Origin of the sequence: Phreatobacter sp. AB_2022a, assembly GCF_026847585.1 — a bacterium.
Taxonomy (GTDB): Bacteria; Pseudomonadota; Alphaproteobacteria; order Rhizobiales; family Phreatobacteraceae; genus Phreatobacter.
This window is the reverse complement of record NZ_JAPSET010000085.1, coordinates 1-14,172: the sequence shown is the minus strand read 5'-3', so window position 1 is coordinate 14,172 and position 14,172 is coordinate 1. Positions and strand designations below refer to the sequence as shown.

Below are 14,172 nucleotides of genomic sequence, written 5' to 3'. Positions count from 1 at the left end.
TGCGCCCGCGCGGGAACGGCGGCGGCAGCCGCGTTCATGACCGCGCCGACGCTCGCAAGCAGGAGAAAACGCATACCGAACTGCATGGCTTGGACTTTACCCGAGGCGCCGCCGGAGCGCCACCGTGTGCATTGGCGCGTCCTGGCGGCGATTGCCTTTCGCGCCAACAGGATAGCCGGTCTCGTGGCGAGAATGCGGATGGCCTGGGCGGCCCCGGTGCAAAGTGCGGCGCAGCCCTGGTGGCGTCACGAAAGTGTGAAGGATATCGATCTCAGCCGCCGCCGCGGCCGGCGACGGGAACCTGGTCGGCGACGAGCGACCAGAGCGTGCGCAGCGCGATCCATCCGATGATCAGGTTGGCTGCGACGAACAGGGCCGGGGCGAGCAGGGTGACCGGCGCACCGGCGCCGCGCTCGACCAGCCGGATGGCCGCGAGCGGAAGAGCGGAGATCCCGAACGTATAGGCCCAGGCGGTCGGGCCGAAGGCCTGCTGGCGCAGCCAAGGTGCGAGCCTCAGGAGAACCAGCGCCTGGAAGCAGCCGTAGCCGAACAGCATCAGCGCGAATGGCAGGAGCCCGGCATCGTCGGTCAGCGCCATCAGCGCGACGCTCGCGACAGCCGGCGGCGCCATGTGAACGCCGAGCGTCGCGCGCCGGTCGACCGGCAACGGCGCCTGGATCATTCGCGCAATGACGACCGACTCCATGGCGAGGAAGGAAAACAGGCCGAGCCCGAAAAACAGCCAGCCGGTATCGACGGCACCGAAGGAGCCGGCTGCCAACGCTGCGACGAGACCGCCGCCGACCGTCGGCATGTAAAAGACCGGGGTGGTGTCCGCCGCTGTGCGGCCGTCCTGCCAGAGGCCGCCGATCGCCCAGGCCGCGAAGGCGACGATGCCGGCAAGGCCCGCGAGCGCCATGATCCAGGCCGTCATCGGCAGATGGGGCCGGAGCGCAAGGCTGGCGATCAGGGTGGCGACCGGCAGCAGCGAGGCCAGCATGCCTTGCGCGGGATGCTCCATGTCGGCCAGGGCCGCACGCGGATCCGCGAGCCAATGTTTGGCATAGGCGAGAACGAGGCCGAGCCAGAGTAGCACCGCCGCGCCGGCGAAGGCCTCTCCGATCGCGGCGGGAACGGCCCATAGCCGCGCCGCCGCGCGCCAGCCATTGGCGAGTCCGCCAATGCCGAGCACCATTGCGAACATGAGCGGGCGCATGACGGCCTGTCGTTCAGATCCGGGTGGGCGGCGCCGGCTCAGGCCGGCTCGTCCTTGCGCACCAGACGGCCTTCCTCGGCCTTGAAGTAATATTGCGAGGCGACGAGCCAGCCCTTGAGCGGCCGTAGCGGCGGCACGCAGGTGAGGATGCCGAAGGGCAGGGTGGTCACGAGGTGAACCCACAGCGGCGCCTGGTACTTGACCTCCAGCCAGAGCGCCAGAATGACGACGGGCACGCAGGCGAACATCATGACGAAAAAGGCCGGGCCGTCGGCCGGGTCGGCGAAGCTGTAATCGAGGCCACAAACCTCGCATTGCGGCCGCAGCTTCAGGAAGCCCTGAAACAGGTGGCCTTCGCCGCAGCGCGGGCAGCGGCCGCGGATGCCGGTCTGGAACGGCGGGAGTTCGGGCCAAACACGCTCTGACATGACGGGACCTTTCTGGTCGCGGCGGACAACAGGACCGATCGCAGGGGCATTTTGTATGGATGTAAATCCATACAATCTATTGAAATCTTGCTGTTCGTATGTAATATGTATGCATACAGTGTCAAGGCAAAGCGCGACAGGATTCTGCCGATGACGACATGGATGCCGGATCTCGGGCGCAGCAGCGGGCCGAAATATCTCGCCATCGCGGCCGCCTTGGCCGATGCCATCCGTTCCGGACGCCTGAAGCCGGGCGATGCCCTGCCGCCGCAGCGCGAGCTCGCCCGCCTGATCGGGGTCGATCTGACGACGGTGACGCGCGCCTTCAACGAGGCGCGCCGCCGCGGCTTGATCGAGGCCAGCGGGCGCCGGGGCAGCTATGTGCGCGCGCCCGCGCCCGGCCGAAGCGCTCTCGCATCCGCCGCACCGCTTTCGGTCGACTGGCGCATGAATCTGCCCCCTACCGCGGGGACGCTTCATCTGGCGGAACGGTTCGCCGAGGGCTACCGGATGCTGCTTCAGGCCCCGGGAGCTGCGGCACGCCTGCAGTATCAGGAGGCTGGCGGCGCCCTGCCGGATCGGGTGGCCGGAGCCGCCTGGCTGGCGCCGCGGCTCGGCGCGCTTGCCGAGGATCGGGTGGTGGTCGCCGCCGGCGCGCAGAATGCCTTGGCGGCCATCTGCCGGCTGCTGCTCGCTCCCGGCGACGCGGTCGTCACCGGTGCATTGACCTTTCCCGGCATGAAGGCGGTGGCCGAGCGCTTCGGCCTGCGCCTGCTGCCCCTGCCGGGCGAGGCGGGCGGGGTTGATCCGGACGGGCTCGATGCGCTCTGCCGGCTGCATCACCCGAAAGCCGTCTATGTGATGCCGACGATGGACAATCCGACGACGGTGACGCTCGATGCCGCGTGCCGCGCGCGGATCGCCGCGGTGGCAAGCCGGCATGGCCTGTGGGTCATCGAGGATGATGCCTATGGCGACCTGCCGGCCACGTCCCTGCCGGCCATCGCCAGGACCGCACCGGATCGAACCTGGCATATCGCCTCGCTCGCCAAGAGCGTCTCGCCGGCTTTGCGAGTCGCCTATGTCGCGGTTCCGGGCACGGGCGACGGCCTGCGGCTTGGAGCGGAGATCCATGCCGCCTGCGTCATGGCGCCACCGCTCAATGCGGCGCTTGCCTCGCACTGGATCGGCGATGGATCGTTGACGGACATCGTCGCGGCGATGCGCGCGGAGAACAGGGCGCGCCACGCGGTGCTGGCCGGGGTGCTGGCCGGCCATGGCCTCGCCGCCGATCCCGAGGCTCCACATGCCTGGCTGCCGTTGCCGGCCGGGCGCGATCGCGAAACCTTTGCCGCGACGCTGCGCCAGCATGGCCTTGCCGCGGTCGCTAGCGATGCGTTCGCCACCGTCGACCGGCCGCCGAACGCCGTACGCCTGTCACTCGGCAGCCCTGCCGACCTCGGCGCGCTCGGCCGGGTCGCCCGCTTCATCGACGCCTTGCTGAACGGAACGAATGGGCCGCCCGTTGCGCTGGTCTGATCGCTGCGGCGGAGCCGTCCGCACTTCCGCCGCTGACCCAATGCGCAGGGCTGTCCGACCAGCCGGCTGACTCGCAATCGGTGATATCCTCGACCTCGGGCGGAGTTTGCATTAAGGTCCAGGGTTCGGCTGGGGCTGGTGTCTCCGATCTGGAATTCGCGTCGCGCGCATGGCCGCGGCGTGTGAATTTCGCATTGCGGGGACATTGGACACGAAGCCCGGCATGCCTGCCGGCGCCATGGGACAAGAGCCGCGATGAGTGTTGCCTTTACCAAGGAAAACGACCGTGACGGTGGTGAAGCGGACCTGCCGGACCGCCCGATCTCGCCGCATCCGAACCTGGTGACACCGGCTGGTCTTGCTGCGCTGGACGCTGCTCTGGCCGCCGCACGCGCTGCGGTCGCCGCCGCCCAGGCGGCCGGCGACGACGCCATTGACGAGACCGCCCTGGCCCGCGCCAACCGCGACCTTCGCTATTATACGGCCCGGCGCAACAGCGCCCAGGTCGTGTCGCCGCATGCCGATGCCGACACGGTGGGTTTCGGTTCCAGCGTCACCTTCGACCGCGAGGACGGCCGGCGCCAGACCTTCCGGATCGTCGGCGAGGACGAGGCCGACCCTGCCAAGGGCTCGATTTCGCATGTCTCGCCAATCGCCCGGGCGCTGATGGGCAAACGTGTCGGCGATACCGCGATCGTCGGCGCGGGCGAGGTGGAGGTCATCGCCATCGCCTGACCGCCGGATGATCGGGTCAGTAGTGTGGCGGCGGCGGTTCGGGCGGCGCGCCTGCCAGCGCGCGGTGCTCGGCCTCGCGCATGCGGTCGGCAAGGTTGGCGAGTTCCCGGGTCAGCCGGTCGATCTCCTTCCATTGCGCCGTGATCGTCTTGTTCAGGTCCTCGATCGTTTCGTCCTGATAGGCGATCCGCATTTCCAGGGCATCGACGCGCGCCGCAAGATTGTCCGTCATGGCTGTGGCCTCTGGTCGGTGGCAGGCTGCGGGGCGCGTTCGACCAGGCCATGGCCGAGCGCGACACGCTCGTCGAAAACGAAACATGTGCCGGTCCAGCGGCTGACCGCGGGCGCAACCTCTTCAAGATAGCGCAGAATTCCGCCTTTCAGATGATAGACCTCGGCAAAACCTGCGGCGATGAGATGGGCGCTGGCCTTCTCGCAGCGGATGCCGCCGGTGCAGAACATGGCGATGCGGCGGTGCCGCGTCGGATCGAGCTCGCGCCGAACGAAGTCGCGGAAGTCGCTGAAACGCCGCAAGCCGGGATCGAGCGCGCCTTCGAACGTGCCCATCGCCACTTCGAAGGTGTTGCGGGTATCGATGACGAGCACGTCCGGACTGGCGATCAGCGCGTTCCAGTCCGACGGCGCGACATAGACGCCGGTGCGCTCGGCCGGATTGGTGGCGGGATCGCCAAAGGTGACGATCTCCGGCTTCAGATGCACCTTGAGCCGCCCGAAGGGCGGGGCGGCAGCGGTCGAAAATTTGAGTTCCAGCCGATTGAGCCGTCCGCCGAACAGCGGGCCGTCGCGCAGGGCGGCGACGAAACCGTCAACCGCCGCGGGCGTCCCGGCAATGGTGCCGTTGAGGCCTTCGGTCGCAAGGATCAGCGTGCCCTTCACGGACCAGCCGGCGGCGAGCTGGCGCAGCGGTGCGGCCAGCAGGGCGGCATCCGGCAAAGCGACGAACTGATAGAGCGCGGCGACGCGATGGGGCATGGGGGCGAGACGTTCGAAATCCGGCCTGTGTTCCGGGAGGGATGGGCTCCCGGGCGGGGTGCCGCCGGGAGCCCACGGGATCAGTCGGCCTGTAAGCCGGGTTCTGTAGGGCGGGATCGCTCCCGCGTGACGGCCATTCCTCTAGGACGCCCATTGCTGGACGTCTCTGGCAACCTACCCGGACGGCGGCGCGGATCCACGCCCTGGGTTTCCCCATGCCGTCCCTATTCGGTTTTGCTCCCGGTGGGGTTTGCCGTGCCGCTCCCGTTGCCGGTCGCGCGGTGGGCTCTTACCCCACCGTTTCACCCTTGCCGGAGCGAGGCCCCGGCGGTCTGTTCTCTGTGGCACTTTCCCTGGGGTCGCCCCCGCCGGACGTTATCCGGCACCGTGGTTCCGTGGAGCCCGGACTTTCCTCCCCCGCGCCCTTTCGGGTGATGCGGCGGCGGCCGTCCGGCCGGCTGACGGCCTTCACCTGGGCCAGCGCGTCCGAGGTGTCAAGGGCGCGCGGCTGACGCGGCTGGGGAATGGCACGGAAGGGGCGCGGGCGGCGAAGGCTCAGCGCACCGTTCTCGGTGCGCCGATCGCCCTGCGTCCAGTCAGGTTCCGCGCCCCGGATGATCCGCGGGGGCGCCGCTGATGGTCTCCGCCGAGGTCGCGGCGATCGGGTCGCTGGCCGGGAAGGTGTTTTCGAGGGCCAGGTCGAGATCGGCGTCCTCGACCGGATCGGCCTGCCGCTTCGGCATGGCCGGTCCCGGACCGGCTATGGCGTCGACGAATTCGCGCGTGCCCTGAACCTGCAGATCTTCGGCCTTCAGATCGTCAGCCTTCTTCGCGACCGGATCCATGGGAGCTCTCCTCTGCAGGGCCAAGGTTGCAGATGATGTGGGATCCTAACGGATCCGGCGCCAGAGGCGCCACGCTTTTGGGGGCCGAGCCCGGCTCTGCTAAAGAAGGGGCTCCTGCTGTTTCAGCCCCGGTGTCACATGCCTTCGCCGCTGCTCGCGCCGCTCTTCGGTTCCGCTGCCATGGAGGCCGCCTTCTCCGATCGCGCCGCCGTCGATGCCATGCTCGCCTTCGAAAGCGGGCTGGCCGCGTCGGAGGCGGCGGCCGGCGTCATTCCGGCTGCGGCGGTGGATCCGATCGCCCGCGCCTGCGCCGCCGGTCTCGAACCGGATGCCATCGGCCGAGCGGCGGGAATGGCCGGCAACAGCGCCATTCCCCTGGTCAAGCAGTTGACGGCCAAGGTCGCCGCGATCGATGCCGAGGCGGCCAAATGGGTCCATTACGGCGCCACCAGCCAGGACGTGATGGATACGGGCCTGATGCTGCAGATCAAGGCCGCATTCGAGGTTCTGGATGCCGATCTCACGCGCGCCGGCAAGGCGGCGGCGCGGCTCGCGCGGATCTACCGGGACACGCCGATGGCCGGCCGCACATGGCTTCAGCAAGCCCTGCCGACCACCTTCGGCCTGAAGATGGCCGGCTTTCTCGATGCGCTGATGCGCCACCGGGTGCGCCTGGCCGAAGCGCGGCCGCGTGTCCTCGTGCTGCAGCTCGGCGGTGCTGCCGGCACGCTGGCTTCCCTCGGCGCGAAGGGCCCCGAAGTCGCCGACCGGCTCGCCGCCCATCTCGGTCTCGGCTTCGCCGACGCGCCCTGGCACGGCCAGCGCGACCGGATCTTCGAGGTCGCGGCTCTCGTGACCGGCGTGGTGGTCACCTGCGCCAAGCTTGCACGCGACGTCGCGCTGATGATGCAGACCGAGGTCGGCGAAGTGCTGGAGCCGGCAGCTCCCGGCCGCGGCGGCTCCTCGACCATGCCGCACAAGCGCAACCCGGCGCTGTCGGCGACGATCCTCGGGGCGCAGCAGGTCGTGCCGCAGCTGATGGCGGCGGTCGCAGGCGGCGGTGCCGGCGAGCACGAACGCTTTGCCGGCGGCTGGCAGGGCGAGTGGCTCGCCTTGCCGGAACTGATACGCCTTGCCGGCGGCGCGCTGCATCACACCGTCGAGCTCGTCGAAGGCCTGGAGGTGAAGCCCGAGCGGATGCGCGCCAATCTCGCGCTGACCGACGGTCTGCTCATGGCGGAAGCGGTGCAGATGGCGCTTGCGCCGGCCCTCGGCCGGCTTGCTGCGCATGATCGGATCGAAGCCGCCTGCCGGCAGGCGGTGGCCGAGCGGCGGCCGCTCGTCGACATCCTTGCTGGCGATCCCGTGATTGCGGGCGCCGCGACGCGGGAGCAGCTCGAACATCTGCTCGACCCCGCGCACTATCTCGGCGCGGCCGGCGAATTCGTCGACCGCGTGCTGGTGACCTATGAGGGGGGGCCGGGCGGGACGGCCTGAAACAAGCGGACGCCGCGCTCGTTCTGGCCCTGCCGCGGTTCAGCCGCCGGCGTAAAGCGTCTTGTAGGCGTCGCGCAGCAGGTTCTTCTGCACCTTGCCCATGGTGTTGCGCGGCAGATCCTCGACCACGATGACCCGCTTCGGCAGCTTGTACTTGGCGAGCCGCTCCTCGAGCGCCTTGAGGATCGCCGCCTCGTCCAGCGCCACGCCTTTTTCGGCGACCACGACGGCGGTGACGCCTTCGCCGAAATCAGGATGCGGCACGCCGATCACCGCGCTTTCGACGACACCGGGCATGCCGTCGATTTCGGTCTCGACCTCTTTCGGATAGACGTTGTAGCCGCCGGAAATCACGAGATCCTTGCCGCGGCCGACGATGTGCACATAGCCGCGCTCGTCGATCTTGCCGAGATCGCCGGTGATGAAGAAGCCGTCCTTGCGGAACTCGGCCGCCGTCTTTTCCGGCATGCGCCAATAGCCCGAGAACACGTTCGGCCCCTTGACCTCGATGACGCCGATCTCGCCGTCGGGGAGCCTGGCGCCGGTCTCGGGGTCGGCGACGCGCAGCGCGACGCCGGGCAGCGGGAAGCCCACCGTGCCGGCGATGCGCTCGCCGTCATAGGGGTTGGAGGTGTTCATGTTGGTCTCGGTCATGCCGTAGCGCTCGAGGATGGCAAGGCCGGTCTTCTCGCGGAACAGCCTGTGCGTTTCGGCGAGCAGCGGCGCCGAGCCCGAGATGAACAGGCGCATATGCGCGGTCGCCGCGCGGGTGAGGCGGCTGTCCTGCACCAGGCGAACGTAGAAAGTCGGCACGCCCATCATGGTGGTCGCGCGCGGCATCAGCTCGAATACCTTGTCGGCGTCGAATTTCGGCAGGAACAGCATGCTCGCGCCGGCGACGAGGATCGTGTTGGTCGCCACGAACAGGCCGTGCGTGTGGAAGATCGGCAGGGCATGGAGCAGCACGTCGGCGCCGGTGAACCGCCAATAGTCCTTCAGCGTCAGCGCATTGGACGCGAGGTTGTCGTGGCTCAACATGGCGCCCTTGGAGCGGCCGGTGGTACCCGACGTATAGAGGATGGCCGCAAGGTCGCCGGGGCCGCGCGCGACATCGGCGAAGTCCTCGGCGCTCGCCTTTGCCTTCTCGGCGAGGCTGCCGTCCATGGCGCGGCCGAGCGTCTCCACTGCAGGCACGCCCGCCTTGGCGGCGATCTCGGCAATGCCGTCGCGACGCGAGGGATCGCAGACCACCAGGGCAGGCTCGGCGTCGCCGAGGAAATAGCTGAGCTCGGCCAGCGTATAGGCCGTGTTCAGCGGCAGGAACACGGCTCCGGCCCGCACCGTGGCGAGATAGAGCAGGATCGCGCTCGCCGACTTTTCCACCTGCACGGCCACCCGGTCGCCGGGCTTCACGCCGAGCGTCACCAGCGCATTGGCGTAACGCGCCGTTCCGGACATCAGGTCGCCGTAGCTGAGCTTCAGGCCCGTCTCAGTTTCGATGAAGGTCTTGGTCGGGTCCGTGGCGCTGGCGCGGACGAGGTCGAACAGGTGATTGGCCATGGGGTCCCAGGCAAGAGGTGGCATGGAAAGAGCCGGACCATGCCGCATCGGCGGCTTCAGGTCGAGGGCCGCCGAGCAGGGCAGGGGCGAGGCCTGGTCAGGACCCTGGCGCGGAGCGGGCGCGGTCGCGCCATTCGCGCGGGCGGATGAACTCGCCGGCCCAGACGCCCTTGCGTTGGCTGCGGGCTCGCGCCTCCTCCTGCAGATAGCCGCCATAGGACAGGGCATGGCCGCTTGCCACCATGGCGCGGCCGAGATCGACGTCGTCGGCGTGGCATTGCGCGACGGTCCGGCCGAACCGGTCGATGTCCCGGCGCTCGCAGGTCACCGGCCGGCCGGCGATGAGCTGGGTCAGCTGGCGCGCCGCCTCCCGGCCGCACGCGACCTCCTGTCCCTCGCGGGTGCAGCGCTGGAACAGCTCGGGCGCATCGATCCCCTGGATCCGGATGTCCGTGATGCCGATCCTGAGACTGTCGCCGTCGATCACCCGCGCGTGGCCGCTGATCACCGCGCCGCGCGGGACATTGCGCAGCGCATAGGCGCCGATCCCGGCGGCCACGACGAACAGGCCGAGCATCAACGTCGTGAACCCTCGGTTGACGCGCGGCCTGCGCGATCTCGTCCAGCGTGGCATGCCGGCTGGTTTATGGGGGCGCACCGGATTCCTCAAGGGGCTTGAAAAGGCATGCAGAAATCCGACCTGGGACAATCCATTCACTTTTTGTTCACCATGCCTCTCGACGGTGCGTTAATCAACGTCTGCAATATTTCGCTAAGTGTTGTGTCGCGTCTGGAGAGGTCCGCTCGGATGAGCGTCGAGGTGGCGGCGGAGCGGTTGAGCGACCGGGCGGCGGAGCGTGCGCAGCAGCATGCGCTGAGCCGCAAGCGTGTCGTTCGCCAGGTTCGCGACGCCCGCGAGAAGCTGACCTCGACGACCGGCACGCGGCGCTCGTTCGATTTCGAGCTGATGCGCATCTACGCGCAGAACAAGCTGTCCGCCGCGCTCGCCGTGACCCTGCTGGCGCTGGCGATCGGCGCGATCGCCGGCTGGATCACCAATCCCTGGACGGGGGCGGTCGGCTCCGGCGCGGTGCTTGCCGCGCATGTGATCACGCTCGTCCTGGCGCACGCCTTCCTGCGCATCCAGTCGGACAAGGCGAACCTGCGGGCCTGGCACCTGCGCTTCGTGCTGGCGGAGGCCGTTCTCGGCCTTGCCTGGGTCTTCGCGTTGATCGTGGTGATCCAGGCCAATGTGCCGGAAGCCGACACCTTCCTGCTGGTCGGCATGCTGATCGTCGTGGCCATCGCTACGATGATCGGTGCGACCCTGCCGGGGGCCGTCCTGGCAGTCACCTTGCCCGTCGGCATCATGGTGATCGCGCATTTCCTGCTGGTCGAGGGATTGCAGGGCGCGATGATGGCGGCCCTGGCCGGCGGCGCGCTGGCCTTCTTCGGCATCATCTCGACCAAGCTCTACCAGGCGAACCTGGCCACCCTCGAGGCGCGCGCGGAGAAGGATGCGCTGTTCGGCGAGCTCGAGACCGCCAAGGCCAATTCGGACGAGGCGCGCCGCAATGCCGAAATGGCGAACATCGCCAAGTCGCGCTTTCTTGCCCAGATGAGCCACGAGCTGCGCACCCCGCTCAATGCCATTCTCGGCTTTTCCGAGGTGATGAAGGAGGAGATGTTCGGGGCTCACTCGGCGCCGCAATATGCCGAATATGCCAACGACATCCATGCCTCCGGGCAGCATCTCCTGTCGCTGATCAACGAGATCCTCGATCTCTCGCGCATCGAAGCCGGGCGCTACGAGCTGAACGAGGAGGCGCTGGTCCTTGCCGGCGTCGTCGAGGACTGCCACCACCTTCTGAAGGTGCGCGCCAAGAACAAGGGCGTCTCGGTCGTCCAGCGTTTCGAGCCCAACATGCCGAAGCTCTGGGCCGACGAGCGCGCCATCAGGCAGATCGTGCTCAACCTGATGTCGAACGCCATCAAGTTCACGCCGGCCGGGGGCGAGATCACGCTCAAGGTGGGCTGGACCGCTTCGGGAGGCCAGTACATTTCGGTGCGCGACACCGGTCCAGGCATTCCCGAGGACGAGATCCCGATCGTGCTGTCCAATTTCGGCCAGGGCTCCAATGCCATCAAGAGCGCGGAGCAGGGCACCGGGCTCGGCCTGCCGATCGTCCAGGGGCTGGCCACCATGCATGGCGGTTCCTTCACGCTGAAGTCGACGCTCCGCGAGGGCACGGAGGTGATCACGACCTTCCCGGCGGAGCGGGTGATGGAAGCGCTGCCCGCCATCGAGAGCCCGCCGGTGGAGCCGAGCTACATCCTGCCGCCGGAACCGGTCATGGCCATGCCCGAGGCGGCGAATGTCGGCGCACTCCGGCGTGCCCTGTTCGGCGGCCGCTGAGCAGCCTCCCCCGATCGGCGCCTTGACCTGTGCCGGAGCCCGTGGTGCGGTTACACGACACGACGGGGAAACGACCATGAAATTCTACGATACGCCGGGCGCGCCGAACCCTCGCAGGGTGCGCATGTTCATGGCGGAGAAAGGCCTTTCCATTCCGAGCGTCGCCGTCGACCTCGGCAAGCGCGAGAACAAGAGCGAGGATTTCACCGCGATCAATCCGCGTCAGCGGACGCCGGCTCTCATGTTGGACGATGGCACCGTCATCACCGAGTCGATGGCGATCTGCCGGTACCTCGAAGCGCTTCATCCCGAGCCGAACCTGTTCGGGCGCGACGCGCGCGAGATCGGCGAGATCGAAATGTGGGCACGGCGGATCGAGCTTCATTTCCTGATGACCGTCGCCGCGGCCTTTCGCCATCTGCATCCGGCGATGGCCGAAATGGAAGTGCCGCAGGTCAAGGAATGGGGCGAGGTCAACAGGGGGCGCATCGTGGACGAACTGACCATCCTCGATCGCCATCTGGAGGGCCGGGACTTCATCGCCTGCGGCCGCTTCACCGTCGCCGACATCACGGCGCTGGTGGCCGTCGACTTCGTCAGGCCGACCCGCGTGCCGGTGCCGGAAGACCTCGTCCATCTCGCCCGCTGGCGGGCATCGGTCGCGGCGCGGCCGAGTGCCAAGGCCTGACGCCAGGATCGGGAGCCGAGATCCCGTCGCGGCGCGTTGCAGGGCGGCGGGCTGGGCTGATAATCTGCCGGGCATGATCCTTGCTCTTCCAGCCTGCGGCCGGTCCCGGGCGCCGGCGGCGTCATGATGGACGATGATCCGCCGCGCGCGGCCCGGCGCGGCGAGCTCGATGCCGTCATGGAGGCCATTGCCGCGTGCCGCATCTGTGTCGACCGCCCGCAGGGCCGTCCCTTGCCGCACCAGCCCCGGCCCGTCGCCTGGCCGTCGGCCAGCGCGCGGATCCTTGTCGCGGGCCAGGCGCCAGGCATGCGGGTGCATGTGTCGGGCAAGCCTTTCGACGATCGTTCCGGCGACCGCCTGCGCGACTGGATGGGCATCGACCGGACGGTGTTTTACGACCGCTCGCAGCTCGCCATCGTCCCCATGGGCTTCTGTTTTCCCGGCTATGACGCCAAGGGCGGCGATCTCCCACCGCGCCGCGAGTGCCGCGCGGCCTGGCACGACCGGATGATGGCGGCCATGCCGCAGATCGACCTCATCCTGGCCATCGGTGCCAGCGCCCAGGCCTATCATCTCGACCGGCTGGGGCTGAGGCATCTGTGCGCCGGCAGCCTGACCGCCACCGTGGCCAATTGGCGCACCATTCTTGCGGCGAGGGATCGGCCGGCGGTGATCGTGCTGCCGCATCCGTCCTGGCGCAATACCGGCTGGCTGAAGCGGCACCGCTGGTTCGAGGCCGAGCTCCTGCCGGTCCTGCGGTCCGAGGTCGCCGCCAGGCTGGGGCCGAGGTAAGCCTTTTCCCTTATGGCTCTTGCGTTTGCGCGACATGAGGGCGCAACATCGAGCCTGCGGAATCCGGGGGCGCGGCATATCCGCGACTTTAGCTCGTCAGGGAGACCCCCATGGTCCGTCGTTTGCTCGGACTGCTTGCGGCCGCGGTGATGCTTGGCGCATTCGCACCGGCGGCCTTGGCCGAGACCCGCGTCGCGCTCGTTCTGGGCTCGGGCACCTACCAGACCAATCCGCTGCCCAATGCGCTCAACAGCGCCGGGCTCGTCGCGCAAACCCTGCGCGATCTCGGCTTCTCGACCGTCGAGGGCGCCGACCTGCCGCAGTCGGAACTGCGCGGGGCCATCGCCAATTTCCTGGCGAAGGTCAGGGAGGCCGGGCCGGATTCGATCGTCGTCGTCTATCTCGCCGGCCTCGGCCTTCAGCATGAGAGCGACAGCTATCTGATCCCGTCGGACACGGCGGTGGAGCGCGAATCCGACATTCCGATCGGCGGGATCAGGCTGGCCGATTTCGTCCGGGCGCTCGGCAGCATGCCGGCCAAGGCGAAGGTGGTTCTGCTCGACCTGTCGAACGCCCATCCTTACGCCAATGTCGGCGAGCCGGTCCGTCCGGGGCTCGGGGTGATCGACGGCGGTGCCGGCATGCTGGTGGCCTCAGCCGCCGCACCGGGCCAGGTCGTCACGCCGGCGGAGGCGGCCTATAGCCGTTTCGCACTCGCGCTGGCCGAGCAGCTGCGCGAACCCGGCGTTCCGGTCGACCAGATCATCGCGCGGGCGCGGCTGCGCGTGCACCAGCAGACCAATGGCCGCGATACGCCGTGGGAGGTTTCGGCGCTCGCTCAGCCGGCCCCGGTGCTCACCTTGCCGGCCGAGATGGCGGGCGCCGCGGCGCCGCCGCCGGCCATGCCGCTCGCCGAGCGGCCGATGACCGGCCTGTCGGCTCAGGAGGCCTACGCGCTTGCGATCGAGCAGGACAGCATTGCCGGCTACCAGGCCTTCCTGCGGCTCTATCCGAGCGATGCCCTGTCGCCGCGCATCAAGCGCCTGCTTGCCGCCAAGCGCGAAGCGCTGGTCTGGCGGCAGACCGTTCGCTTCGGCTCGGCCCAGGCCTACTGGACCTATCTCAGGCGCTATCCGGGCGGACCGCATGCCGACGAGGCGCGCTGGCGGCTGGGGCGCCTGTCCGCGCCCGCCGCGCCACCGCCGACCTTCGAGGAGGTCGTCTACGAGGATATCCCGCCGCCGCTGCCGGTGATCGAGGTGGTGGATGATCCGGTCTACTGGGCGCCGGCCCCGGCCGTCTTCTACGACTCGGTGGCGCTCGCCCCGGTCTATCTCGGCCCGCCGGCCGCTCCGATCTGGGCCTTGCCCGCGCCGGCGCCCTATGTCTGGGGGGCGCTGCCCATCGTCGCCGGGGCGGCCATCGTCGCCGCTCCGTTCGTGCTGCCGCGCATCGTGCGCCCG

At 68.8% G+C, this 14,172-nt stretch carries 14 protein-coding genes and 1 other RNA gene; 7 read left to right on the top strand and 8 right to left on the bottom strand.

All coding sequences use genetic code 11. The features are described 5' to 3' along the window. Nucleotides 1-271: 271 nt before the first annotated feature. Complete coding sequence (locus OZ671_RS30970) at nt 272-1,216, bottom strand: dicarboxylate transporter/tellurite-resistance protein TehA (protein ID WP_268864270.1); 945 nt, start codon at nt 1,214-1,216, stop codon at nt 272-274. Nucleotides 1,217-1,254: 38 nt separating this feature from the next. Beyond that, nucleotides 1,255-1,644, bottom strand: a complete 390-nt coding sequence (locus OZ671_RS30965) for a DUF983 domain-containing protein (RefSeq protein WP_038310219.1) — start codon at nt 1,642-1,644, stop codon at nt 1,255-1,257. 150 nt (nt 1,645-1,794) lie between these two features. On the opposite strand from OZ671_RS30965, the gene OZ671_RS30960 reads away from it, so the two are divergent. Both OZ671_RS30960 and greA read left to right on the top strand, forming a co-directional pair. Continuing rightward, nucleotides 1,795-3,183, top strand: coding sequence for an aminotransferase-like domain-containing protein (locus OZ671_RS30960; RefSeq protein WP_268864269.1), 1,389 nt, complete (start codon nt 1,795-1,797; stop codon nt 3,181-3,183). Between the two features lie 255 nt (nt 3,184-3,438). After that, on the top strand, nt 3,439-3,918 hold the full coding sequence (greA, locus tag OZ671_RS30955; protein WP_038310225.1) for a transcription elongation factor GreA: 480 nt from the start codon (nt 3,439-3,441) through the stop codon (nt 3,916-3,918). A gap of 16 nt (nt 3,919-3,934) precedes the next feature. On the opposite strand, the gene OZ671_RS30950 is transcribed toward greA, so the two are convergent. From OZ671_RS30950 to OZ671_RS30935, 4 genes are all read right to left on the bottom strand, one after another. Continuing rightward, a complete protein-coding gene (locus OZ671_RS30950; protein ID WP_268864268.1) occupies nt 3,935-4,150 on the bottom strand; it encodes a SlyX family protein in 216 nt (71 codons plus the stop codon). Then, on the bottom strand, nt 4,147-4,911 hold the full coding sequence (gene trhO, locus OZ671_RS30945; protein WP_268864267.1) for an oxygen-dependent tRNA uridine(34) hydroxylase TrhO: 765 nt from the start codon (nt 4,909-4,911) through the stop codon (nt 4,147-4,149). Before trhO ends, OZ671_RS30950 begins: the two co-directional genes overlap by 4 nt. Nucleotides 4,912-4,987: 76 nt before the next feature. Continuing rightward, nucleotides 4,988-5,373, bottom strand: an RNA gene (rnpB, locus tag OZ671_RS30940) — RNase P RNA component class A. 134 nt (nt 5,374-5,507) lie between these two features. Beyond that, nucleotides 5,508-5,756, bottom strand: coding sequence for a hypothetical protein (locus OZ671_RS30935; protein WP_038310230.1), 249 nt, complete (start codon nt 5,754-5,756; stop codon nt 5,508-5,510). Between the two features lie 138 nt (nt 5,757-5,894). On the opposite strand from OZ671_RS30935, the gene pcaB reads away from it, so the two are divergent. Continuing rightward, a complete protein-coding gene (pcaB, locus tag OZ671_RS30930; RefSeq protein ID WP_268864266.1) occupies nt 5,895-7,253 on the top strand; it encodes a 3-carboxy-cis,cis-muconate cycloisomerase in 1,359 nt (452 codons plus the stop codon). Between the two features lie 39 nt (nt 7,254-7,292). Here the strand turns inward: pcaB and OZ671_RS30925 are convergent, their stop codons facing one another. Beyond that, a complete protein-coding gene (locus tag OZ671_RS30925) occupies nt 7,293-8,813 on the bottom strand; it encodes a malonate--CoA ligase (protein WP_268864271.1) in 1,521 nt (506 codons plus the stop codon). Between the two features lie 97 nt (nt 8,814-8,910). Further along, complete coding sequence (locus tag OZ671_RS30920; protein WP_268864265.1) at nt 8,911-9,390, bottom strand: thermonuclease family protein; 480 nt, start codon at nt 9,388-9,390, stop codon at nt 8,911-8,913. Between the two features lie 231 nt (nt 9,391-9,621). On the opposite strand from OZ671_RS30920, the gene OZ671_RS30915 reads away from it, so the two are divergent. The 4 genes from OZ671_RS30915 to OZ671_RS30900 form a co-directional block, all read left to right on the top strand. Further along, on the top strand, nt 9,622-11,229 hold the full coding sequence (locus OZ671_RS30915) for a sensor histidine kinase (protein WP_268864264.1): 1,608 nt from the start codon (nt 9,622-9,624) through the stop codon (nt 11,227-11,229). A gap of 76 nt (nt 11,230-11,305) precedes the next feature. Further along, nucleotides 11,306-11,917: a glutathione S-transferase family protein gene (locus OZ671_RS30910; protein ID WP_268864263.1), complete on the top strand. Its 612-nt coding sequence runs from the start codon at nt 11,306-11,308 to the stop codon at nt 11,915-11,917. Nucleotides 11,918-12,040: 123 nt separating this feature from the next. Beyond that, entirely contained in the window at nt 12,041-12,709 is a 669-nt protein-coding gene (locus OZ671_RS30905; RefSeq protein ID WP_268864262.1) for a uracil-DNA glycosylase family protein, read from the top strand. A gap of 110 nt (nt 12,710-12,819) precedes the next feature. Continuing rightward, nucleotides 12,820-14,172, top strand: a 1,353-nt coding sequence (locus OZ671_RS30900) for a caspase family protein (protein WP_268864261.1), incomplete at its 3' end; no start/stop codon positions are given.

Coding starts and splice junctions, on each gene's coding strand:
- OZ671_RS30950 (WP_268864268.1), bottom strand. CDS start 4,150: ATGACGGACAATCTTGCGGCGCGCGTCGATGCCCTGGAAATGCGGATC.
- pcaB (WP_268864266.1), top strand. CDS start 5,895: ATGCCTTCGCCGCTGCTCGCGCCGCTCTTCGGTTCCGCTGCCATGGAG.
- OZ671_RS30925 (WP_268864271.1), bottom strand. CDS start 8,813: ATGGCCAATCACCTGTTCGACCTCGTCCGCGCCAGCGCCACGGACCCG.
- trhO (WP_268864267.1), bottom strand. CDS start 4,911: ATGCCCCATCGCGTCGCCGCGCTCTATCAGTTCGTCGCTTTGCCGGAT.
- greA (WP_038310225.1), top strand. CDS start 3,439: ATGAGTGTTGCCTTTACCAAGGAAAACGACCGTGACGGTGGTGAAGCG.
- OZ671_RS30915 (WP_268864264.1), top strand. CDS start 9,622: ATGAGCGTCGAGGTGGCGGCGGAGCGGTTGAGCGACCGGGCGGCGGAG.
- OZ671_RS30960 (WP_268864269.1), top strand. CDS start 1,795: ATGACGACATGGATGCCGGATCTCGGGCGCAGCAGCGGGCCGAAATAT.
- OZ671_RS30920 (WP_268864265.1), bottom strand. CDS start 9,390: ATGCTCGGCCTGTTCGTCGTGGCCGCCGGGATCGGCGCCTATGCGCTG.
- OZ671_RS30970 (WP_268864270.1), bottom strand. CDS start 1,216: ATGCGCCCGCTCATGTTCGCAATGGTGCTCGGCATTGGCGGACTCGCC.
- OZ671_RS30905 (WP_268864262.1), top strand. CDS start 12,041: ATGATGGACGATGATCCGCCGCGCGCGGCCCGGCGCGGCGAGCTCGAT.
- OZ671_RS30910 (WP_268864263.1), top strand. CDS start 11,306: ATGAAATTCTACGATACGCCGGGCGCGCCGAACCCTCGCAGGGTGCGC.
- OZ671_RS30935 (WP_038310230.1), bottom strand. CDS start 5,756: ATGGATCCGGTCGCGAAGAAGGCTGACGATCTGAAGGCCGAAGATCTG.
- OZ671_RS30965 (WP_038310219.1), bottom strand. CDS start 1,644: ATGTCAGAGCGTGTTTGGCCCGAACTCCCGCCGTTCCAGACCGGCATC.